A 20,065-nucleotide genomic window follows, 5' to 3' on the forward strand; every position below is an offset into this window, starting at 1 on the left:
GCGGTCGTCTGCCTGGCCCGCCGCTATCGGGGGCCTGAACCTTGGAGGGCTTCAACATGGCCCGTACCGCTGCTTTGCCGGTCCTTAACGGAGAATCCGGCCTTTCTCGCTACCTCGGCGAAATCCGCAAGTTCCCGATGCTGGAACCCCAGCAGGAATACATGCTCGCCAAGCGCTGGCGTGAACACGATGATCGCGACGCTGCACACCAACTCGTCACCAGCCATCTCCGGCTCGTGGCCAAGATCGCCATGGGCTACCGCGGCTACGGCTTGCCGATCTCCGAGGTCGTCTCGGAAGGCAACGTCGGCCTGATGCAGGCGGTGAAGCGTTTCGAGCCCGAGAAGGGCTTTCGTCTCGCCACCTACGCGATGTGGTGGATCAAGGCGTCGATTCAAGAGTACATCCTGCGTTCCTGGTCGCTCGTAAAAATGGGCACCACCGCGAACCAGAAGAAGCTGTTCTTCAACCTGCGCAAGGCGAAGAGCAAGATCAACGCGCTGGATGAGGGCGATCTTCGCCCCGACCAGGTGAGGGTCATTGCCAAGCGCCTCGGCGTCACGGATCAGGACGTGATCGACATGAACCGCCGCCTCGGTGGCGACGCGTCGCTCAACGCACCGATCCGCGACGACGGCGAAGCCGGCGAATGGCAGGACTGGCTGGTCGACAATTCGCCCAACCAGGAAGCCATGCTGGCCGAGCACGAGGAATATGACGAACGCCGCGACGCCCTGAACGGCGCCATGGGCGTGCTCAACCCGCGCGAACGCCGCATCTTCGAGGCCCGTCGCCTCGCCGATGAGCCGATGACGCTGGAAGACCTTGCCGCCGAGTTTGGCGTGTCGCGCGAGCGCGTCCGCCAGATCGAGGTCCGCGCCTTCGAGAAGGTGCAGTCCGCAGTCAAGGGCACAATTGCAAAGGCCGAACAGGCCGCGCTGGAAGCCGCGCATTGAGCGTGGCTTTTCGAGCGCCAGATATTGGCGGATCGACGAGACAGGAAAGCCGGCGGCAACGCCGGCTTTTTTGTCGTGTGTGACGAGCTGCGGCTTGTTCGCGGGACACGCCGGCGTCTTGAACGTAAGCGACGGGGCAGCCGACCAATGACCAAGCCATATTCGCAGAACGGACACACGCCGTGTCGATCATCCTGCAATCCACCGTCGGCGGCTTTTCCGCCCAGTTCATGCGCAAGCTGCCGCTGCTCGAGCAGGCCATGCGCGATCGCGGGCTCGAGCCCGGCGAGTTCGTGATCTCCAGGGACCATGCCTCGACCTCGACGATTCCCATCATGGAGCCGTTCTTCTTTAATTACTGCGTCTCCTTCGGCGAGGAAGAATTCACCGTCACCGAGCCGAACGACATGGTGTTCCCGGATTACTTCCTCAATCGCGTGCTGGCCTCGGGCGGCCCGCCGGAATTGCCCCGGCAGGCAGGATCGATCCGGCGCATGTTCGGCTGGATGACGCAGCCGGTATGACGCGCTGTCGTTACTCCCCCCAGGTCCTCGCCAGCGTCGCGAGCCAGCAGCCTTCGCAATAGCGGGCGTCCTTGTAGTCGATCCAGTTGTGGGCATAGACGTGGTCGAGCGGGATGCCGTAGCGCGCGCGCAAGACCTGGACCAGGATCTTCCAGGCCGCGACCTGGGCCGCGGTCGGGCCGATCGTCACATCCGGATAGTTGCCGGCGAACTCGACGCCGATCGAATTGTCGCGCACGACCTGATGATAGGTCACGCTGTTGTCGATGTATTTGTTGTCGTTGCGGTTGGCGCCGTCGGTGTGGGTCGGCACCAGATTGTCCGCGACCGACCAGTAGACCGTGCCGTCGGTCTCGACCCAGACCATTACGCCGCGCTTGGTCGGATTCTTCGACTGCGCCTCGGCGCCGCCACGCGCCGAGCCCGTCGGCCCCTCGGTCTGGTGAACGATGATGTTGCGCCAGGCATGCGCGCTCGCGACATCGCCCCACGGCGAAAGCCAGACGATCTTCAGTCCGGGAAAGTCGGGCGTGCCGGTGCTACGCGCGAGCCTGGCGAGTTCGGCGTCAATTGCATCGGCGGGGGCGATCAGAACGAGGGCGGCGAATACCGCGGCGAGCAGGCGAGGCATCATCAGAGGGGTCCAACAACGAACCCCAACCTAGCAGGGTTTACGCGATTTTGCGCGAGACCTCGACGTCACAGGCCGGTTCGGGCGAGAGCGGAGGGGCCGGATCGTAGATCGCAAAATCGTTCTTGCCGTTTTTCTTGGCGTCGTAGAGCGCATGATCGGCGTGAGCGATCAGCCTGTCCGGGAATTGGCTGATGCCGCGGTCCCATTCCGCAACGCCGATCGAGATCGCGATCGGGATGTCGTTGCCGGTGCAGCCGGCGGCGTCCTGGCGGCAGACATCGAGGATACGGCGGGCGATCAGCGCCCCCTCGCGCAAGGAGGAGGACGGCAGCACGACGCAAAACTCGTCGCCACCGGTGCGCGCGAGCATATCGCCGGGCCGCAAGCGCGTCTGCGCCATCAGGGTGAAATGCTGGAGACAGGCATCACCGGCCGCGTGGCCATAGGTGTCGTTGATGGTCTTGAAGCCGTCGAGGTCGATCACCAGCAGCGAAAACGGCTCGCCGCTGCGCTCCGAACGGGCGCATTCCTCGGACAGGCGCTGCAACAGATGCCGACGGTTGGCGACGCCGGTGAGATCGTCGAGCAGAGCGAGGTCGGCAACCTCGTTGCGCAAGCGGTCCATTGCCATCAGCAGGAAGCCGAAATTGAGCGTCATGGTCAGGAACAGCAGCACCAGCACCATGACGGCATGGGCCTGGCTGCCCGCGACGGCCGAGAAATCGCCGCCTAGCGAATTGCCGACCGCACGCGCCACGAAGATCGCAATGATCGTGAGAATGACGATACCGGACAACCGGGCACCCGGGCTGGCGCGGCCTTCCGGCGGCGACAGCAGCAGACGCAGTGACAGCACCAGCGGCAAGCCCTGCCCGACCGTGTAGCTGAGCATGCGCAGCTGCAGCTGGTCGAAGCCGATCTTGAACAGCGCGACGCCGGCGAGGCTCGCGATTGCAGTCACGGCCATGAGGCGCAGATGGACCGGCCGGTCATAGAAACGTTGAATGCCCATGGCGGCGAGGCAACTCGCCGCGATGATGCCTGCAGCGCCAAACAGAAGCGGCAGCGGAGAATCGATGAACAGGCGGATCAGCGCCGTCATCGCGCCGGCCGCACCGACGAATGCCGACGCCATCCAGTACCGCGCCGCCTCGAATTTCGGATAGGAGCGCGTCACATAAGCCCAGATCAGGCCGAGCGCCGAGAAGTTGACGACGAACACCATCCAAAGCGTTGGTACGTTCAGCATGGCGCGCGCGGCGCGCACATCGTCCCGCCCCCCGTCACCGGCAGAAGTTCGTCCATGACCCGTCCCCGTGTTCTTGCGGAGGATCATGCGCGGGTTGCACTTAACGGAACCTCACTGCGATCGTCGAAAGCGCGCCTTTGGTTTTGGATTCATGAACGCCGCCTCTCGATTATCGGATCGTTAGGCACGTCCGATCACTCGATGCGCGGTCGGGTCACCGCGCCTCGCGATGCGGATTCGCCGGCTAAAATCACCTGAAAACGCATCTGAGCTGTGGATAAGCGGATGACGCAGATGTGACAGGACGGGGCAGCGCCGCGCGAATCTGCTGAGTTTGTCATCGAGGATGTTGCGAGGCTGGCCCTCCGCCGAGCGTTCCTCGTGTCGCGTTTAACCATGAACCCTTGAGAGGATACTATGGCTAAGAAAGCGAAGAAGGCGAAGAAGGCGACGAAGAAAAAGGCCAAGAAGGCCGCGAAGAAGAAGTAGCACAGCAATTATTTGCCCGGGTGGAGCGTGCTCCGCCCGGGCGTCGGGCAAGGCTGAGAGAATTTGAACATGGCGGGCGCGAGGCCCGCTTTTTTATTGGTTACCGCTCGGCGAAGGCGAGCTTGGCACCCAGCAGCGCGAAACCGGCCGCAAACGAGCGGCGCAGCCAGGCCATCACGGCGGGACGGGAAATGACGCGCTCGCGCACGGATGCCGCGCAGACACCGTAGATGACGAACACCACGAAGGTCATGGCCATGAAGGCGCCGCTCAATTCCAGCATCCGCGCCAGCACATGCGTCTCGTCCACCGCGATGAACTGCGGCAGGAAGGCGAGGAAGAAGATCGAGAGCTTCGGGTTGAGAATGTTGATCAGAAAGCCCGTGACGATGACGCGGCCGCTCGAACGCTCCTTGATCCCAGCATCGACCGCAAGCGCACCGGTTTCACGCAGCGCCTGCCAGGACATGTAGAGCAGATAAGCGACGCCGCACCATTTCAGGGCAGCGAAGGCGAGCGCACTGGTGTGCAGCACGGCGGCCAAGCCAAGCATCGCAGCACAGATGTGCGGCACGATCCCGAGCGTGCAGCCGAACGCTGCGGCCATGCTGGCGCGGGAGCCGCGCGTCAACGCCGCAGCCAGCGTATAGAGCACGCCGGTGCCGGGCGATGCGACGACGATCAGCGAGGTGAGCAGGAAGGACCAGGACATGCCTCGTCCTTATCATTCACGGCGCTTACGGAGAAGTCACGACGCGGTCAGCGAGGCGCGAACACGCCTCAGTTCAGCTGGGCGATCTCGGCTTCCCGCAGCACGTCGAGCGGCGCCCAGGGCTTGGCCCAGAACTTGGCGCCGTCGGGCAATGGCTGGACCAGAGGACGGCCCGAGGTGACGACGACATCGAGCTTCGGATTGCGCCCCTTGGCGACGTGGGCCAGCTCGACGCCGCTCATGCGGCCGGCGAGCTGCACGTCGGTCAGCATCAGGCAGAGCGCGCCGGCGTTCTTGTCCAGCACGAGCTCGGCGGCTTCCGCGCTTTCGCACTGGATGACCTGATACCCGCTTTCCTCGAGGAGGAGACACAGCATCTCCCGCTGTTTGGCGTCGTCCTCAACGATCAACGCGGTCGCTTGAAATGGTTGTGCCTGTCCCATGGGGCTGCTCCAGATGTTCGCATCCTCGTAAGTGTGGTGGGTTAAGGACGGAAGGTGCGATATGGTTCGGTTCCAATCCGAAGAAAAGTAAATCCTGGTTCCCAGCGCGGCCTTGACGGCAGGCATCAATCACGATGATCGGCTCGGTCGTGCGCCGACATCTGTTACTGCCCCATCAGCCGGTCGGCAAAATACCCGATCGTCTTGCGATAGATCACCGCCCTGTTCCACTCTCGCATCGCTTCGAAATTGGCGGAGCCTTCCCCATAGGGCTGGCCCATCTTGAAGCCGTTCGTGTGCAGCAGGTTCGCGGTCGAGGCGAGCACGTCGGCGACGCTGTGGCGGAGATCGACATGGCCGTCGCCGTCGAAATCGACGCCGTATTTGATGTAGGACGACGGCAGGAACTGGGTCTGGCCGATCTCGCCGGCATAGGCGCCGATCAGATCGCGCAGCGGCAGGTCGCCGCGCTGCACGATCTTGAGCGCGGCGAGCAGCTCGCCCTGGAACAGCTCGGTGCGGCGGCAATCATGCGCGAGCGTCGTCAGTGTGCGGATCACCGGCAGCTTGCCCATGTCGCCCTTGCCGAAATCGCTCTCCAGCCCCCAGATCGCAACCAGGATCTGCCGGGGCACGCCGAACTGCTGCTCGATGCGCGAGAGCAGCGCGGCATGGCGCTGCAGCAGCGCGCGACCGCCATTGATGCGGCCGGCGCCGACGCGGGTCGAGACATACTGCTCGAAGCTCTTGTTGAAGGTGTAGCGCTGGCGGCGGTCGAAGGCGAGCACGGCGCCATCCTGGGTGATGCCGTTGAATGCCGCGCTGGTCACGCCCGCCGAGACGCCGGCGGCCTGCGCCTCCGCAGCCATGCCGGCGACGAAGCTGTTGAAGTCGCCGCCGCAACGTGCGGCCTCGGCCGGCCCGCCGACGAGACAAACGACGGCGGCGGCGGCGACAAGCGATCTCAACATGCCGAAAATTCCTCATGCGCGGGCGTGAACAGCTGGTGATCATGCCCGGGAACGGGAGTCGCGTCAAAGCGACACAGGACCGATCATATCTGATGCCCGCGATCAACGACGCCGAAACCAAAGCCGAAAAACAACCCCATGCACAGTAGGAGCACGACAGATCAGCGCCTGCGCTTTTTCCGAATCACGCTTGACCCGTCGGGCAAAACAGCGGTATTGTGCTGGCATCGCAGACTCCGGCGTTGGCGCCTGCCCGCGCCGCGTCCGGAACAGCATCGTGCATCCACCATCATACCGACGACACGGGGATTCCGCTGCGCATGGTCGTGGCCCCGCAACGCAAGTCCCGGCCACCACCCGCGCCTTCTCGCTGCGCCTCCAGAGCGCGGCAGGATGAACAAACGATTTCGACATCTCGAACATCTGCTTTTCGAAATTGCGGGAACCCACCATGACATCTGCCGCATCTGATGCGCCGCTGCGACATCATGGCCACGCCGATTTGCCTTGCCATGCCACAGCGCAAGCGATATTCTTCTATCTCAGGTTGTTGCCCTGCCAGCCCCGGGCGACGCCGACGACCGAAATAAACGGCGGGCTTTATGGCCCGCCGTTTATCGAGGTGAAGGCCGATCGCGGCACGTTCGGCCGCTCCCAAAAACAAGCGCGATCAGGCGGTTGCACGGCCAGCCCACCGGCGCGTCTGCCGCAACGCGGATTCCGACATCCGCGCGAAGTCATTTGACTGCGGCGCCCTGATCGACGACAAGCCGCCATGGCCAAAAAACCCGGAACCAATCCGAAGGGCGAGTTCGCCTTTTTCAACGTCGTCTACGAAGACGGCTCCCAACGCTCCAACCGCCGCGTGCCCTCCGAGCTGCTCGGCGGCCTCGACGGCGACGAACCCGCGCGCAACTACATCATGGAGCAGGACCGCGAGATCGCGGAAAAGAGCGGACGACCGGCCCTTGAGATCGAGCGGATCGAGCGGGTCGGGGCGAAGAAGAAGTAGGCTTCGGCCCTATCCGCCTCATTGCGGGTTAAGCTAGGCCGATCCGCACTTGATGTAACGAAATCCATAGACGCGCTTGTAGAGATGGACGGCCGAGCAGACCGGATTTGCTCAACCTGAGTTCTTTCGCATTTTTGACCCACACCGGACTCTGGAGCCGGCCGCTATGGAGTGTAACGAGGGTTCATGTCCCTAAGCCGCCCGAACTGAACTTAGGAATCTGCCGACCTCCAGCTTCAGCCGATTGCTGTCATGCGAGAGCGACTGGGCAGCCGACAACAGCTGAGACGACGCCGAACCTGTTTCGTTCGCCCCTTGCTGCACGTCGGTGATGTGGGTCGAGACACTGTGCGTGCCCTCAGCGGCGTGCTGCACGTTCCGCGAAATTTCCTGCGTGGCAGCACCTTGCTCTTCAACCGCCGCAGCAATAGTCGATGAGATTTCGGAAAGCCGCTCGATAGTTCCGCTGATTTGCCGGATCGCGGCAACCGATTCGTCAGTTGCGCCCTGGATGGACGTAATTTGCTGACCGATTTCTCCAGTCGCCTTTGCAGTCTGTTCCGCAAGCGCTTTTACCTCGGAGGCCACAACAGCAAAGCCGCGTCCGGCATCGCCCGCGCGTGCTGCCTCAATGGTAGCATTCAGCGCGAGCAGATTGGTTTGGCCCGCGATTGTGTTGATCAATTCCACGACGTCGCCGATACGAGATGCGGCTTTCGACAGCGTGCCGACGCGTTCATTGGTGGCCCGAGCCTGCTGCACGGCCTCATTGGCGACTCGCGCAGACTCCTGAACTTGTCGGCCTATTTCATTGATTGAGGATGACAGTTCTTCACTTGCCGAAGCAACGGACTGCACATTTGTGGAGGCTTCTTCGGAGGCAGACGCAACCATCGTCGTCAATTTCTGCGATCGCTCGGCAGTTCTTGTCAACGTTGAGGCGGAAGCTTCAAGCTCGGTCGAAGCTGTGGAGACGGTCTCGACGATTTCGCCAACGGCGCTTTCAAAAGCGTCAGCCAACTTGCGCATGTCGCGCTTGCGCTGCTCGGCCGCCGACTTCTCCGCCTCGGCCTGTGCATCCCGCATTCGTTCAGTCTCAATCGCGTTGTCCTTGAAAACCTGAACCGCACCGGCCATCTTGCCAATCTCGTCCTTGCGGTCGGCGCCGTCGATTGCAACGGCCCGGTCGCCGCCTGCCAGTCGCCTCATGACGTCTGTCATCGCCACGATTGGTTTCGAGATGCTGGTGATGATCAGGTATCCCATCAGAGCGCAAAGCGTGGCGGCTAGTGCCAACGCGCCCAAAATCCACGTCCGAGCAGAGCGGTAAACGTCGGCGCCCTTGTCCGCTTCTTTCTTGCCCGCATCCACATTGAAGGCGAGATCATCAGAGAATCCCTTGCGGACGGCCCTGAAATCCTCATTGAGCTTGCCGAGATAGAATTGCGCGGCCTCATCCCGACTCTTCCTCGCCAGCTCGGCGAGCTGCTTGCTGTCTTGCAGATAGGTCGCCCAGGCCCTTTTGAGGGGCTCCACGATAGCCAGTTCGGCCGATGTCGTGACCGTTGGCTCGTATTTCTTCCAGACCTGGTCGAATTCCTGGAGCGTCTCTCCTATCAGGCCTTCCGTGCGAGCCACCTCGCTTGCACTTGACGCGAGGACCAACTGCCCCTGGCGGGCCCGCAGTTGCTCGGCGGATCTGGAGAGCGAGCCAAGCCATCCCGTCGCCGGCAGCCAGTTGTCGCGAACTTCGGCAGCGGAATCATTCACTGACGCAAGTCGATCAATGGCGAAGGCGCCTAGCCCTAGCGCCGTGAGCAGTACGATGGAGAATGCTAAGAGAACCTTGCTTCGGACCGAAATGTCTGAGAGGCGCATGAAACTGACCTACGGGGGTTGAATCTGCACAATTATGAGCCACCCTAAGCTGTCTTTCTTGAGTTCAGGTAAATCTTAGCATTAATTTTAAGCAAATGACGTTTTTCTAAGCAACCGTTGGAACGCCTGGCGAGGCGACCTGCTCCCCTTTGGTCACCTGCCTCTTGCAGCCGCAATGAGATCAAAGTCGCGTTCTGGCCCCGAGGCTGCCCGCTCGTCCCGGGCGATGCGAAGCATCGTCCCGCGCGGCGGGTGAGAGTTTACGGTCTCACGTTGGCTAGCCCCCTCACCCGATTTGCACGCGACGATGCTTCGCATCGCGAGCGCAAATCGACCTCTCCCCGCTGGGGAGAGGCGTCAGGATCCGCGGCCGGCCTATCGACTCAATCCAAAGCCGCGATGCTCCAGCCGCACGCTCACCAGCGCCCGCGCCATCTGTTCCAGGCAAACAGCAGATCGGCAAACCGGTCGTAGACGAACCGCGCGACCGGCAGCGCCACGCGATTGCCTGACAGCGTCGCAAGCCACCCCTCGCCCGGTGTCATCCGCCACAGCGCAATCGCAACATCCGCGCCGACGATGAGCCGTCCGGCCTCATCGGTTGCATGCAGGCGGCGCCTGATGTCGTCGAGCGAAGCGCCAAACCGCGCCAGCGCATCGGGCTGCTCGTTGATGTCCCTGAATTCGATCGTGCCCGCCCGCACCAGCGCCAGCAGCTTGTTGCGCTGCCAGTCGATGCCGGCGTCGCAGACGGGGCAGCGGGTGTTGTACCAGACGGTGAGGTGGGGTGGCATCATCGAAACATAGATCTTCGCGAAGTCGAGGCCCAAGCCATCAGCCAGATTCCTTGCCAATCAACAGGAAACAGGGGATAACATCTCAACGCGAGGTAGCACATTTATGGCCAAACGTTTTTTCATTCGACGAGACTATTCAGATATCGCCCCCTTCTTAGATTTCGTTAGCGCCCAAGCAGACAGTGAGCGTGACGCACTTGGCTTTCTACCACAACCCGCGTACGCCGAGGCCGCCCGACAGCGCAAGCTGATACTTTTGGTCGTGCAGGACGGAGGCAAAACTTCTTATGCCGGTCACCTGCTTTTCGGCGGGATTTTTCCAATCCTGCGCGTCCGACAAATTACAGTAGCCCTTGATTATCGACGCCAGCAACACGCAAGCACGTTGCTCAGAACGCTTATCGCTCAGGGAGAGCATGAGGGTTATCTGAATATCGTAGCGAACGTTGCCACGGACTTAATGGGGGCGAATTCGTTTTACGAGAAGCATGGGTTCATTTCGTCCCGCCTTAAGGCCGGCGGCAAGACTCGAGGGAGGAAGATCAATGTGCGGATACTTCAGCTCGATACGCCGAGTCTGATCTCTTACATGGTGGGTTCAAAAGCGGTTAATACCGTCGAGATGCTTCCACGAAAGAGATCCCCTGAAGTCCCCATCTATGCGATTGACCTAAATGTCTTCTTTGACGCTGTGAAGGATCGAGCCCGCTCGCTGAACGCCACCGCGGTATTTGAAGCCGCGCTCAAGCATCAGATCAGGATTGCGGCGAGCCCCGAGCTTTTCGCTGAACTCAAACGAAAATCGAGCAATCCAACCAATGATCCAATTCTGTCATTAGCGAAGACAATTCCAACACTGACCACAGAGGATAAATCAAAGATCGAAGCTTTGAAGCCTCACATTGGCTCCATCGTTTTCCCGGAGAGGTCAACCGCAGGACGCCTGAAACCTACGGACGAGTCAGATATCCTGCATTTGGCTCACGCCGTGGCAGCAGGCGTCTCCGGCTACATAACAAGCGATGCGAAGGTGTTGGCCGCTCGCGATCGTCTAATGAAGAATTTCAGCTTAGACGTAATAGGCCTGTCAGAGTTCGTTCACCTTCTCGATTTGCCTGATGAGAGCGCTCCCACAGCATATAAATCGACGAAGAGCTTTCGTATCCAGACACCGACTCTTGAGGAAATGACGACGTTCCTTAGGCATCAAGGCATCTCACTTGAAGGATACGTCGATACTTCTAGATGCCGACGCTTAGCAATTTTCGACAATAAAGGCTTGGTTGGAGCCAGCCTCTTGGATCCTGCTCCGGCTTTGGAGCGACCATCCCACAGTGTCGTCTGCGTTCATCAAGAGCATCCGTTTTCGTCCACAATCGCAGACTTTCTCATCTCCGAACAGATTCAACATTGTTCTGCAAAAGGAGCATGCAGTCTCCTATTAATGGACAATTCGTCCCAGCCAATCACACGAAGGATTGCTCTAGGACATGGCTTTCAGCAGACGCGCGGGCAATCAGGTCTCTTCAAGGTTTCGTTGGGAAGAGCCATCACCGACGCAACGTGGAGCAATGCCAGATTAGTCATTGAGCGCCTTTCAGGCATGACTATTCAGGAGAAGTGCCCCAGGTATGCCAAACCGGAAGTGACCGTTTCAACGAGCGGGACACGCAAGACAATGGAGCTTTTCGAACTCGAGACCCTTCTATCTCCAGTCTTGCTGGCTCTCCCTCAGCGCAAAGCGGTCGTTGTTCCCATTACACCTGCCTTTGCCGCCGATCTTCTCGGCACTGACGCTCAGTATTCGTTTCTGGATGTCCCCGAGGCGCAGTTCTTGTCGCGCCGGACTTATTTCAACACAACAAGAGCCGCGCGTGCTATGATTCGAGGATCAGTTATCGCGTTCTACGAGTCCTCAGGAAGCGGCAAAGGACGCGGGGCGATCGTTGCTCTCGGACGGATTGTGGATGTGACATCGACACCCTCAAACAACGCTCCGGAACTCCTTCAGCGAGGCGGCGTGGTCGACGATATTAAAGCCCTGACGAAGTCCGATAGGATTCTTGCAACAACTTTTGACAATCTCGTCATACTGCACAAACCCGTCTCATTTAGAAAATTGCAAGAGTTAGGTTGCGTCAGCGGAGCGAATTTTGTTTCTGCGACGCCCATAACAGCCAAACAGTTAGCTTTAATTGTTCACGCCGGTATTTCCGATGCATGAGGTGGACGAGATTTTGATTTCGTTGAAGCCGCGACATGCAGATCGCATTTTCGACGGAGCAAAGACGGTCGAACTGAGAAAGAGGCGCTTCAATGTAAGGCCTGGCTCGCGCGTCTGGATTTATGAAACGACTCCAACTGCGGCAATTCGAGGTTACGCACGCTTGGACCGAATAGAGGCCGTGCCCCCATCGCAGCTCTGGCAAAAGCTGGGAAGCAAGACCGGAGTATCAAGAGAGGAATTCGAGACATACTTCCAGGGCTGTAAGATCGCGTATGGTTTGGTTCTTGCAGACGTGATGGAAATGGAAGCGGTCTTGCCGCTTGCGAAGATTCGAGAGGCTATCGGCAATTTTCATCCGCCCCAATTCTATTGCCACCTGAATGGCGCAAGAAAATCGATGCGTCTTTCGCATCGAAAGTATAGGCCGATAGAAGAACCGATGAACCTCTTTGTCTGAGTGCCGGCGATACCTAGTAGGCACGACAAAAAACGGCGGGCTTTCGGCCCGCCGTTTTGGTCTGGAGGAGCCAGATCAGGCCCCAATCCGAATTTAGTTATCCAAGAAGCTCCGCAGCTTCCGCGACCTTGACGGGTGCTTCAGCTTCCGCAGCGCCTTCGCTTCGATCTGACGAATACGTTCGCGCGTCACCGAGAACTGCTGGCCCACTTCTTCCAGCGTGTGGTCGGTGTTCATGCCGATGCCGAAGCGCATGCGGAGCACGCGCTCTTCGCGCGGGGTGAGCGAGGCGAGCACGCGCGTGGTGGTTTCGCGCAGGTTCGACTGGATCGCGGCGTCGATCGGCAGGATCGCGTTCTTGTCCTCGATGAAGTCGCCGAGGTGTGAATCCTCCTCGTCACCCACAGGGGTTTCGAGCGAGAGCGGCTCCTTGGCGATCTTGAGGACCTTGCGGACCTTTTCGAGCGGCATGCCGAGCTTTTCGGCGAGCTCTTCCGGGGTCGGCTCGCGGCCGATTTCATTGAGCATTTGCCTCGACGTGCGCACGATCTTGTTGATCGTCTCGATCATGTGCACGGGGATGCGGATGGTGCGGGCCTGGTCGGCGATCGAGCGCGTGATCGCCTGCCGGATCCACCACGTGGCGTAGGTCGAGAACTTGTAGCCGCGGCGGTATTCGAACTTGTCGACTGCCTTCATCAGGCCGATATTGCCTTCCTGGATCAGGTCGAGGAATTGCAGGCCGCGGTTGGTGTATTTCTTCGCGATCGAGATCACGAGACGGAGGTTGGCTTCCACCATCTCCTTCTTGGCCTGGCGTGCCTCGCGCTCGCCCTTCTGCACGGAGTGCACGATCTTGCGGAACTCGACGATCTCGAGGCCCGTCAGCGCCGCGAGCTGATGCACCTCGTGACGGAGATCCTTGATGCGGTCCTTCTCGTGGTGGACGAAGTTCTTCCAGCCCTTGGCCGAGAGTTTCGAGACGCGGTTGAGCCAGCGCGGATCGAGCTCCGAGCCGGTGTAGTTGCGCAGGAAGTCCTCGCGCGCGACGCCGTGGCTGTCGGCGAGGCGCATCAGGCGGCCCTCATGCGAAACGAGGCGCTTGTTGATGTCGTAGAGCTGCTCGACGAGGCTGTCGATACGGGCCTGGTTGAGGCGCAGCGACTTCACCTCGACGATGATCTCGTCCTTGAGCTTGCGGTACTTGCGCTCCTGGTGCGGCGACAGCGAGGGACCGTGCGAGGTGCTCTCGAGCTGGTTCTGGATGTCCTGCTCCTGAAGCTTGCGCAGCTTCTTGTAGCTCTCGGCGATCCTGTCGAAGATCTCGACGACCTTCGGCTTGAGCTCGGCCTCGATCGCCGCGAGCGACATCTGGTTCTCGAACTCGTCGTCCTCGTCCATGTCGGCTTCGGCGGCGGCTTCGCCCGGATCCTTGTCCTCGCCACCGGGACCGCCGGCGGCGGGCTGCGCGGCGCGGAACGGGGTCGGCGACGGCGGAGCCGCGGGCGGCGCGACATGCGCGGGCGCACCGGCGGCTGCGGCCTCGCCCTCGGCCGGCGCTTCGCCGTTCTCACCGACCGGACCCGCGATCATCGCAGTGTTCATGCCGGCCTTGGCATCGGGACCGGCATAGGTGGCTTCGAGATCGATGATGTCGCGAAGGAAGATCTTTCCTTCGTTCAATTCGTCGCGCCAGATGATGATGGCCTGGAAGGTCAGCGGGCTTTCGCAGAGGCCCGCGATCATCGCCTCGCGGCCGGCCTCGATGCGCTTGGCAATCGCGATTTCGCCTTCGCGGGAGAGCAGCTCGACCGTGCCCATCTCGCGCAGATACATGCGCACGGGATCGTCGGTGCGCTCGCCCGGCTCGCTCTTCTTGACCTCGGTGACGGCCTTTTGCGTGACCTCGACGAGCTCGTTGTCGGTCTCGTCCTCGCCCTCGTCCTTCTCTTCCTCGCCTTCAGAATCGTCGGCTTCGGTGACGTTGATGCCCATGTCCGAGAGCATGGACATGATGTCCTCGATCTGCTCGGGCGAGGTCTGGTCGGACGGCAAAACCTCGTTGAGCTGATCGAAGGTCACGAAGCCGCGCTTCTTGGCCTGCTTGATCATCTTCTTCACTGCCGCATCGGACAGATCGAGCAAGGGCGAGGGCGCGTCCTGGGAGTCCTTCTCCGGCGCGTCCGCTGCCTTGTCGTCCTTTTCCTTGTCCTTCGCCTGCAGCGTCTTTGCCTTGATGGCCATCCATTGCTCCTAAACGCGTTTCATGCAGACGTGCGCGCGCCCGCGTGAAATCACTTGAACCTGTTGCTCGACGCTCTCGCTTCGCCAGATCTCGACACGGAAAGGGCGGCGCGCACATCTCTCGCCACCCCGACCTCTCTCTCGCCGGATTTGCCTAACGCTTCGTGAGCCTCTTTGTCGCAGCGGATGCAGGTGAAGTGCCAACAGCGATTGCGCGGATTCATTCCTGACGCGTCTGTTCTGCCTGCGGCCGCCTGGTGGCCAAAGTGCTACAAGACCGTTAAGCCTCGATTAACCCTGTTTTTGCAGCCAAACCTCGGATTTGGCGAGTCTTTTAGCGGTACCTACCCCAGCCGTCCGCATGAATCTTTCATCACACGCTCTTCTGGAACCGGCCCGACAGCTCGCCAAAACCCTCGATCAGGGCCTCGGTACCGTCGACCTCGGCCAGTCGGGCCTTGACGTCACGCAGCCACGCCAAATTGGCCTCGCTGGGGTCCTCCCCCAAGGCCAGCTCGGCGTCCTTCAGCTCCCTAAGTAGTGAATGGTATTGCCGATGCAAGGCAACCAGCTGGTGCCAGGTCGCAAGAACGTCATCCCGCGCCGCGCCCTCGCGCGCGCCCCACACCGCCGCGGTGGTGATGCCGCCTTCAACCCTTTGAAGAACCTGAGAAAACCCGCCCCTTTCGAGGTCGCCGCGCATTTTCTCGGCCTGCTCGCCGGGGTCGGGGGAATGGTGATGGTCGTTGGCAAAAGCGGCGATGATGGCGGCCCGCAGCTTATGGGCCTCGGGATGGGCGAGCTCCAGGGCGGCCACCTCTTCGAGGTGATCGTGCAGCAGCCAGGGGTGGTTGATCAGGGATTGCAGGATCAGGGCCTCCCGGCGGGAGATTGCACTCCTTTGGCCGCGCATGATCGGGCTGGCCGCGAGCTGGGGGCTTGCCGCCTGGTAGGGACCTGACGGCAGCGGGATCGGGCCGGGCGCGCCGCGGCGGCCTCCGCCGAAACCTTGGTTGCCGAATCGATTCGCTCCCCCGCCGCGGGGCGGGAAGGGACGACCGCCGCTTTGGCGGAAATTGCCCCTGCCGGCAAAGCCGCCGCGGCCGCCATCGGGGGCGAAGGTGCGCTGCAGCCGCTCGACGAAATCGTCGCGATAATAGCGCCTGACAACCTCGTCGCGGATGCCGTTGGACAAGTCCCTGATGCGCGCTTCCAGCGCGGCGCGGCGCTCGGGCGTTGCGAAATTGCCGCCTTCGAGCTCGCGCGACCACAGCATGTCGGCGAGCGGACGCGCCGCCGCGATCACCTCCTCGATCGCGCCGCGACCGCCGGAGCGTGCGAGATCGTCGGGGTCCTGCCCCTCGGGAAGCAGCGCAAAACGCAGGCTCTTGCCTGGCGCGAGAAACGGCAAGGCAAGGTCGGCAGCACGATAGGCCGCCTTCTGTCCGGCGCGGTCGCCGTCGAAGCAGAGGATCGGCTCGTCCGCCATCTTCCAGAGCAGCGCGAGCTGGCTTTCCGTCAACGCAGTGCCGAGCGGCGCGACGGCGCCCGGAAAACCCGCGGTGACCATGGCGATGACGTCGACATAGCCTTCGACCACTATCAGCGCGCTGCCGTCATGGGTGGCTTTGCGCGCGGTCTGGTGATTGTAGAGATTGTCGCCCTTGTGGAAGAGCGGCGTCTCCGGCGAATTCAGGTATTTGGCCGGAACGTCCTTCTCCAGCGCGCGTCCGCCGAAGGCGATGACGCGGCCGCGGATGTCCGTGATCGGAAACATCACGCGATCGCGGAAGCGATCGTAGGGCACGGGAACGTCGTCGCCGCCGATCAACAGGCCGGTCTCGACCATGTCCTCGACGGAGACGCCGAGCTTGCCGAGATGCTCCTTCAGCGCGAAGCGCTCGGGCGGCGGCGGCGCATAGCCGAGACGAAACTGCAATTGCGTCGCCGGCGAGATGGCGCGATCGGCGAGATAGCCCCGCGCCTTCGCACCGACGCGCGAGGCCAGCGTCTCCGAAAAGAACTTGGCGGCGAGCTCCATGACGTCATGCAGGGTGCGGCGGCGCTGCTCGTGGCGGGCGGCATCCGGCGTCACCGCGGGCAGCGGCAGGCCCGCCATGCCGGCGAGCCGCTCGACCGCTTCGGCGAACGGCAGGCCGTCGGTCTCCATCACGAAGCTGATGATGTCGCCGTGCTTGCCGGAGGAGAAGTCGTGGTAAAAACCCTTCTGGTCGTTGACGTAGAAGGACGGTGTCTTCTCCTGCTGGAACGGCGAGAGCCCCTTCCACTCCCGCCCCGCCTTCTTCAGCTTGACGCGCTTGCCCACGACTTCGGAGACCGAAAGCCGGGCACGCAGCTCGTCGAGGAATTGGGGCGTGAAGCGCACGGCCATGGTGTAGCGCAATCCAGAGTGAGTCGGGCGAAGGGATCAGGGATATAGGTGCGGCCAGCCCAGAAGTCAGGTTTGCGCGGGTTATCCGGATTATTCGACCTATGCACAGGGTGTGGAAAGGCTTGAACCCCGTCCGGTTCCACGCTTCCATGGGTCATGTTCAGGACCTTTCGGGGCGGCCAGAGCGGGGGCTGGCGCGTGACCTCGATCTCGCCTGTCGCGGGCGAGCCCCTGCCTTTCATGCCGGCGCTGTCGGTGATCGACGGCGACGCCGTCGCGCTGCCGCTGGTGCCCTCGCGCAATGCGTGGCGCCTGGTCGGGGCACCGAGCAACTTGCGCTACACCGAACGGCCCGAGAAGCAGCAGCTCGAGAGCGTGCAGGCCGGCCTCGGCCGGTGGGAGGCGACCTGCGCGGCACTGATCCCGATCCGCAAATCGCAGGCGTGGTGGGGGCTGACGCAGGAAGAGCGGCGCAAGATATTCGAAGACAAGTCGCACCACATCGCGAGCAGCCTTCGCTTCCTGCCCGCCATCGCGCGCCAGCTCTATCACTGCCGCGATCTCGGCGAGCCCTTCGATTTCCTGACCTGGTTCGAATTCGCGCCCGCGCACGCCTCGCTGTTCGAGGAGCTGGTGGAGATGCTCAGGCAGACCGAGGAATGGAGCTATGTCGAACGCGAGGTCGATGTGCGCGTCGTGAAGGAAGTGTTGTCGGCTTGATGATCGAGATTGCATCTTCGATGCAATCCGACCTCTCCCCGCATGCGGGGCGAGGTGAAGACAGAAGCTGTTAGTGCTCCAGAAAGCGGCCGGAGGCGATGGGCGGCAGGCCGATCACCGGCCAGTTGTAGACATAGGTCCAAGCCTTCTCCGTGGCGCCATCGGCGCCGGTCACGTCGATCAGCATGCGCAGATATTCCGTCGGCTCCGGAAAGCCCTCGCCGCAGGCCTCGTACATGTCGAGCTCGCGCAGGAGCTCATCCCCCGCACGCAGGCGGAAGAGCTCACCGTACGCGCGCTCGGTCGGCGCGTCGGACAGCAGCAGTCCCGGATAATGCTTCACCAGAACGAGCCGGCCACGGCAGCTCGCCTCGCCCAGAAAATCCGCATGCTGCGCCAACAGCCGCGCCATCGGATGATCGAAGCCGCGCATCAGGGTGCCGTAGACGAAGAGACGATCGGAGGTCATGGGCGGTTCTATAGACTCTCCAGGCCGTCCTTGCGAGCAGCTCCATCTAGAGAGCCGCCGCTTCCAGCTCCTCGCTGCGCTCCGCGGCCGAGACCACCCGGACGCTCACCTCCATGACATCGAAAGCGTCCCGGGCGCCGATATAGACGCCGTGCAGCGGGATCGCCTGGCGCGGGTCGCGCGCCACCGCGACGCGGATGAGATCGCGGGTGCCGACGATGCCGTTGGTCGGATCGAACTCGATCCAGCCCGCGCTTGGCAAATAGACCTGCACCCATGCATGGGTCGAGCCGCCGCCGACATGGCGCTGCGCGATGTCATCGGGCACGAAGACGTAGCCGGAGACGAAGCGCGCGGCGATGCCGAGCCGGCGCAGCGCCTCGATCATGAACAGCGCGTAATCGCGACAGGTGCCGGTGCCCCATCGCAACGTATCGCACGGGGCCTGCGTGCCCGGCTCGTGACGCCTGCGGTATTCGAACTGCTTGCGGATGGCGTGGGTGATGCGGCTCAGGATCGCGAACGTCGGCGACGGCACATCCTCATCGACGAAGCTGCGCGCCCATGCCGCGATCTTGCCCTCGGGATCGCCGTATTGCGGCGTGATGTACTGGACGAGATCGGGCAATTCCGCATCGTCATAGACGAACGGATAGAAATAGGCGGGATCGTCAGGCGTCAGCGCGAAGTCTTCGACCGGATTGTGCGCGACGGTGACATGCCAGTCGAAAACCAGACGATCCGCGCGCGCGTCGAAATCGGCGATCGCGACGGAATTGCCGAATACGTCGTGAATCCAGCGCAACGACATCGGCTCGGGCGAGATCTTCAGCCTGGAGTCGAGCACGCGCAGATCATGGCCGTCGCTTGGACGCAGCATAAACCTGTGCTCGCCGAAAGCCACGGGACTGGTGTAGCGATATTCGGTCTTGTGATGAATCGTCAGCAGCGGCATCGTCGGCAGATCATGGTGATGTTGGGCAGACCGAGTTGTCGATCGTATGCCCGATGTCCGGGGCGACTGCTTTATCGATAGGCAATCAGGATGGCTTTCAACACAGCCGGGGCTGCGGATCAACTCCTTGGAGAAGGCGATATTCCGCCAGTGCATGAGGTGAATGCGGAGGGGACATCGCCCTTCCTGCTCACATCGGACCATTACGGCCGCATTCTACCGCGCGCGCTCGGCGATCTCGGTATATCGGAAAGCGAGCTATCGCGGCATATCGGCTGGGACATCGGCATCGCCGGCGTCGCCGAACGGATGGCCAACATGCTCGACGCGCATCTGATCGCGCAGCGCTATTCGCGCCTCGTGATCGACTGCAACCGCCCGCCCGGCGTGGCGAGCTCGATTCCCGTGATATCGGAGGCGACGGCGATCCCGCGCAACGAAGGCATTTCCGAGAGCGAGCGCACGGCACGCCGGCGCGAGATCTTCGATCCCTATCATCAGCGCATCGACGCTGTGATCGACAGCCGCCTGCGTGACAAGCGGCCGACGGTGCTGGTGTCGCTGCACAGCTTTACGCCCGTTTATGCCGGCGTCGCGCGGCCCTGGCACATCGGCGCCCTCTACAACCGCGACACCGTGCTGCCCAAACTCCTGCTGAAACATCTGCGTAGCGAGGGCGACCTCGTCGTCGGCGACAACGAGCCCTATGCGGCAAGCGATCTCACCGACTACACGATCCCCGTTCACGGCGAGGCGAGAGGTCTCGTCAACACCGGCATCGAGATCCGCCAGGATCTGATCGCCAATCAATCCGGCCAGCAGCAATGGGCCGAACGCCTGGCGCGGATTTTTGCGGAGATCGAGACGGAGCTGAAGCCGGGGCTGTTGGCCGGCTAGCCGCCGCGCCGTCCTGATGGCGCGACAGCTTACTTGCCC

The 20,065-nt window shown here is 61.9% G+C and carries 19 protein-coding genes; 8 read left to right on the top strand and 11 right to left on the bottom strand.

The window, feature by feature from the left end:
* Positions 1-56: 56 nt before the first annotated feature.
* Positions 57-956, top strand: a complete 900-nt coding sequence (gene rpoH / locus ACVW16_RS12595; RefSeq protein WP_456699525.1) for an RNA polymerase sigma factor RpoH — start codon at positions 57-59, stop codon at positions 954-956.
* 182 nt (positions 957-1,138) lie between these two features.
* Positions 1,139-1,480: a hypothetical protein gene (locus tag ACVW16_RS12600; RefSeq protein ID WP_456737337.1), complete on the top strand. Its 342-nt coding sequence runs from the start codon at positions 1,139-1,141 to the stop codon at positions 1,478-1,480.
* A 10-nt stretch (positions 1,481-1,490) separates the two neighbouring features.
* Here ACVW16_RS12600 and ACVW16_RS12605 read toward each other — a convergent pair whose 3' ends face one another.
* The 5 genes from ACVW16_RS12605 to ACVW16_RS12625 form a co-directional block, all read right to left on the bottom strand.
* Positions 1,491-2,114 carry a peptidoglycan recognition protein family protein gene (locus tag ACVW16_RS12605; protein ID WP_456737336.1) on the bottom strand — a complete coding sequence of 208 codons (624 nt, stop codon included), beginning with the start codon at positions 2,112-2,114 and terminating at the stop codon, positions 1,491-1,493.
* Positions 2,115-2,151: 37 nt separating this feature from the next.
* The gene (locus tag ACVW16_RS12610) at positions 2,152-3,363 is read right to left on the bottom strand and encodes a GGDEF domain-containing protein (RefSeq protein WP_456705081.1); all 1,212 of its coding nucleotides are present in this window, start codon (positions 3,361-3,363) and stop codon (positions 2,152-2,154) included.
* Between the two features lie 589 nt (positions 3,364-3,952).
* Positions 3,953-4,564 (bottom strand): LysE family translocator, encoded by a 612-nt coding sequence (locus ACVW16_RS12615; protein ID WP_456699527.1) that lies wholly within the window; start codon positions 4,562-4,564, stop codon positions 3,953-3,955.
* A 68-nt stretch (positions 4,565-4,632) separates the two neighbouring features.
* Positions 4,633-5,007, bottom strand: coding sequence for a response regulator (locus ACVW16_RS12620; protein ID WP_456699528.1), 375 nt, complete (start codon positions 5,005-5,007; stop codon positions 4,633-4,635).
* Between the two features lie 164 nt (positions 5,008-5,171).
* Positions 5,172-5,978: a lytic murein transglycosylase gene (locus tag ACVW16_RS12625; RefSeq protein ID WP_456737335.1), complete on the bottom strand. Its 807-nt coding sequence runs from the start codon at positions 5,976-5,978 to the stop codon at positions 5,172-5,174.
* Between the two features lie 451 nt (positions 5,979-6,429).
* On the opposite strand from ACVW16_RS12625, the gene ACVW16_RS12630 reads away from it, so the two are divergent.
* A complete protein-coding gene (locus ACVW16_RS12630; protein ID WP_456737334.1) occupies positions 6,430-6,723 on the top strand; it encodes a hypothetical protein in 294 nt (97 codons plus the stop codon).
* Between the two features lie 30 nt (positions 6,724-6,753).
* A complete protein-coding gene (locus ACVW16_RS12635; protein WP_456737333.1) occupies positions 6,754-6,990 on the top strand; it encodes a hypothetical protein in 237 nt (78 codons plus the stop codon).
* Between the two features lie 192 nt (positions 6,991-7,182).
* Here the strand turns inward: ACVW16_RS12635 and ACVW16_RS12640 are convergent, their stop codons facing one another.
* Positions 7,183-8,868: a methyl-accepting chemotaxis protein gene (locus ACVW16_RS12640; protein ID WP_456699531.1), complete on the bottom strand. Its 1,686-nt coding sequence runs from the start codon at positions 8,866-8,868 to the stop codon at positions 7,183-7,185.
* Positions 8,869-9,284: 416 nt separating this feature from the next.
* On the bottom strand, positions 9,285-9,665 hold the full coding sequence (locus ACVW16_RS12645) for a thiol-disulfide oxidoreductase DCC family protein (protein WP_456737332.1): 381 nt from the start codon (positions 9,663-9,665) through the stop codon (positions 9,285-9,287).
* 103 nt (positions 9,666-9,768) lie between these two features.
* Here ACVW16_RS12645 and ACVW16_RS12650 point away from each other — a divergent pair, with 103 nt between their 5' ends.
* Positions 9,769-11,889: a GNAT family N-acetyltransferase gene (locus tag ACVW16_RS12650; protein ID WP_456738820.1), complete on the top strand. Its 2,121-nt coding sequence runs from the start codon at positions 9,769-9,771 to the stop codon at positions 11,887-11,889.
* A gap of 1 nt (position 11,890) precedes the next feature.
* Positions 11,891-12,349 carry an ASCH domain-containing protein gene (locus tag ACVW16_RS12655; protein WP_456737329.1) on the top strand — a complete coding sequence of 153 codons (459 nt, stop codon included), beginning with the start codon at positions 11,891-11,893 and terminating at the stop codon, positions 12,347-12,349.
* A 93-nt stretch (positions 12,350-12,442) separates the two neighbouring features.
* Here the strand turns inward: ACVW16_RS12655 and rpoD are convergent, their stop codons facing one another.
* Both rpoD and dnaG read right to left on the bottom strand, forming a co-directional pair.
* Positions 12,443-14,593, bottom strand: coding sequence for an RNA polymerase sigma factor RpoD (gene rpoD, locus ACVW16_RS12660; protein ID WP_456737328.1), 2,151 nt, complete (start codon positions 14,591-14,593; stop codon positions 12,443-12,445).
* A gap of 373 nt (positions 14,594-14,966) precedes the next feature.
* Complete coding sequence (dnaG, locus tag ACVW16_RS12665) at positions 14,967-16,979, bottom strand: DNA primase (protein WP_456738285.1); 2,013 nt, start codon at positions 16,977-16,979, stop codon at positions 14,967-14,969.
* 162 nt (positions 16,980-17,141) lie between these two features.
* Here dnaG and ACVW16_RS12670 point away from each other — a divergent pair, with 162 nt between their 5' ends.
* Positions 17,142-17,705 (top strand): chlorite dismutase family protein, encoded by a 564-nt coding sequence (locus ACVW16_RS12670; RefSeq protein ID WP_456737327.1) that lies wholly within the window; start codon positions 17,142-17,144, stop codon positions 17,703-17,705.
* Between the two features lie 70 nt (positions 17,706-17,775).
* Here ACVW16_RS12670 and ACVW16_RS12675 read toward each other — a convergent pair whose 3' ends face one another.
* Both ACVW16_RS12675 and ACVW16_RS12680 read right to left on the bottom strand, forming a co-directional pair.
* Positions 17,776-18,174, bottom strand: coding sequence for a gamma-glutamylcyclotransferase family protein (locus ACVW16_RS12675; protein WP_456699535.1), 399 nt, complete (start codon positions 18,172-18,174; stop codon positions 17,776-17,778).
* A 46-nt stretch (positions 18,175-18,220) separates the two neighbouring features.
* Positions 18,221-19,129: a transglutaminase family protein gene (locus ACVW16_RS12680; protein ID WP_456737326.1), complete on the bottom strand. Its 909-nt coding sequence runs from the start codon at positions 19,127-19,129 to the stop codon at positions 18,221-18,223.
* A gap of 90 nt (positions 19,130-19,219) precedes the next feature.
* Here ACVW16_RS12680 and ACVW16_RS12685 point away from each other — a divergent pair, with 90 nt between their 5' ends.
* Entirely contained in the window at positions 19,220-20,026 is an 807-nt protein-coding gene (locus ACVW16_RS12685; RefSeq protein ID WP_456737325.1) for an N-formylglutamate amidohydrolase, read from the top strand.
* Positions 20,027-20,065: the final 39 nt, after the last annotated feature.

It is taken from the genome of Bradyrhizobium sp. USDA 4474, from assembly GCF_054057515.1.

What these genes read in the sequence shown, in the direction of transcription:
- rpoH (WP_456699525.1), top strand. Translation starts at nt 57, where the DNA reads ATGGCCCGTACCGCTGCTTTGCCGGTCCTTAACGGAGAATCCGGCCTT.
- ACVW16_RS12605 (WP_456737336.1), bottom strand. Translation starts at nt 2,114, where the DNA reads ATGATGCCTCGCCTGCTCGCCGCGGTATTCGCCGCCCTCGTTCTGATC.
- ACVW16_RS12610 (WP_456705081.1), bottom strand. Translation starts at nt 3,363, where the DNA reads ATGCTGAACGTACCAACGCTTTGGATGGTGTTCGTCGTCAACTTCTCG.
- ACVW16_RS12615 (WP_456699527.1), bottom strand. Translation starts at nt 4,564, where the DNA reads ATGTCCTGGTCCTTCCTGCTCACCTCGCTGATCGTCGTCGCATCGCCC.
- ACVW16_RS12620 (WP_456699528.1), bottom strand. Translation starts at nt 5,007, where the DNA reads ATGGGACAGGCACAACCATTTCAAGCGACCGCGTTGATCGTTGAGGAC.
- ACVW16_RS12625 (WP_456737335.1), bottom strand. Translation starts at nt 5,978, where the DNA reads ATGTTGAGATCGCTTGTCGCCGCCGCCGCCGTCGTTTGTCTCGTCGGC.
- ACVW16_RS12630 (WP_456737334.1), top strand. Translation starts at nt 6,430, where the DNA reads ATGACATCTGCCGCATCTGATGCGCCGCTGCGACATCATGGCCACGCC.
- ACVW16_RS12635 (WP_456737333.1), top strand. Translation starts at nt 6,754, where the DNA reads ATGGCCAAAAAACCCGGAACCAATCCGAAGGGCGAGTTCGCCTTTTTC.
- ACVW16_RS12640 (WP_456699531.1), bottom strand. Translation starts at nt 8,868, where the DNA reads ATGCGCCTCTCAGACATTTCGGTCCGAAGCAAGGTTCTCTTAGCATTC.
- ACVW16_RS12645 (WP_456737332.1), bottom strand. Translation starts at nt 9,665, where the DNA reads ATGATGCCACCCCACCTCACCGTCTGGTACAACACCCGCTGCCCCGTC.
- ACVW16_RS12650 (WP_456738820.1), top strand. Translation starts at nt 9,769, where the DNA reads ATGGCCAAACGTTTTTTCATTCGACGAGACTATTCAGATATCGCCCCC.
- rpoD (WP_456737328.1), bottom strand. Translation starts at nt 14,593, where the DNA reads ATGGCCATCAAGGCAAAGACGCTGCAGGCGAAGGACAAGGAAAAGGAC.
- ACVW16_RS12670 (WP_456737327.1), top strand. Translation starts at nt 17,142, where the DNA reads ATGTTCAGGACCTTTCGGGGCGGCCAGAGCGGGGGCTGGCGCGTGACC.
- ACVW16_RS12675 (WP_456699535.1), bottom strand. Translation starts at nt 18,174, where the DNA reads ATGACCTCCGATCGTCTCTTCGTCTACGGCACCCTGATGCGCGGCTTC.
- ACVW16_RS12680 (WP_456737326.1), bottom strand. Translation starts at nt 19,129, where the DNA reads ATGCCGCTGCTGACGATTCATCACAAGACCGAATATCGCTACACCAGT.
- ACVW16_RS12685 (WP_456737325.1), top strand. Translation starts at nt 19,220, where the DNA reads ATGGCTTTCAACACAGCCGGGGCTGCGGATCAACTCCTTGGAGAAGGC.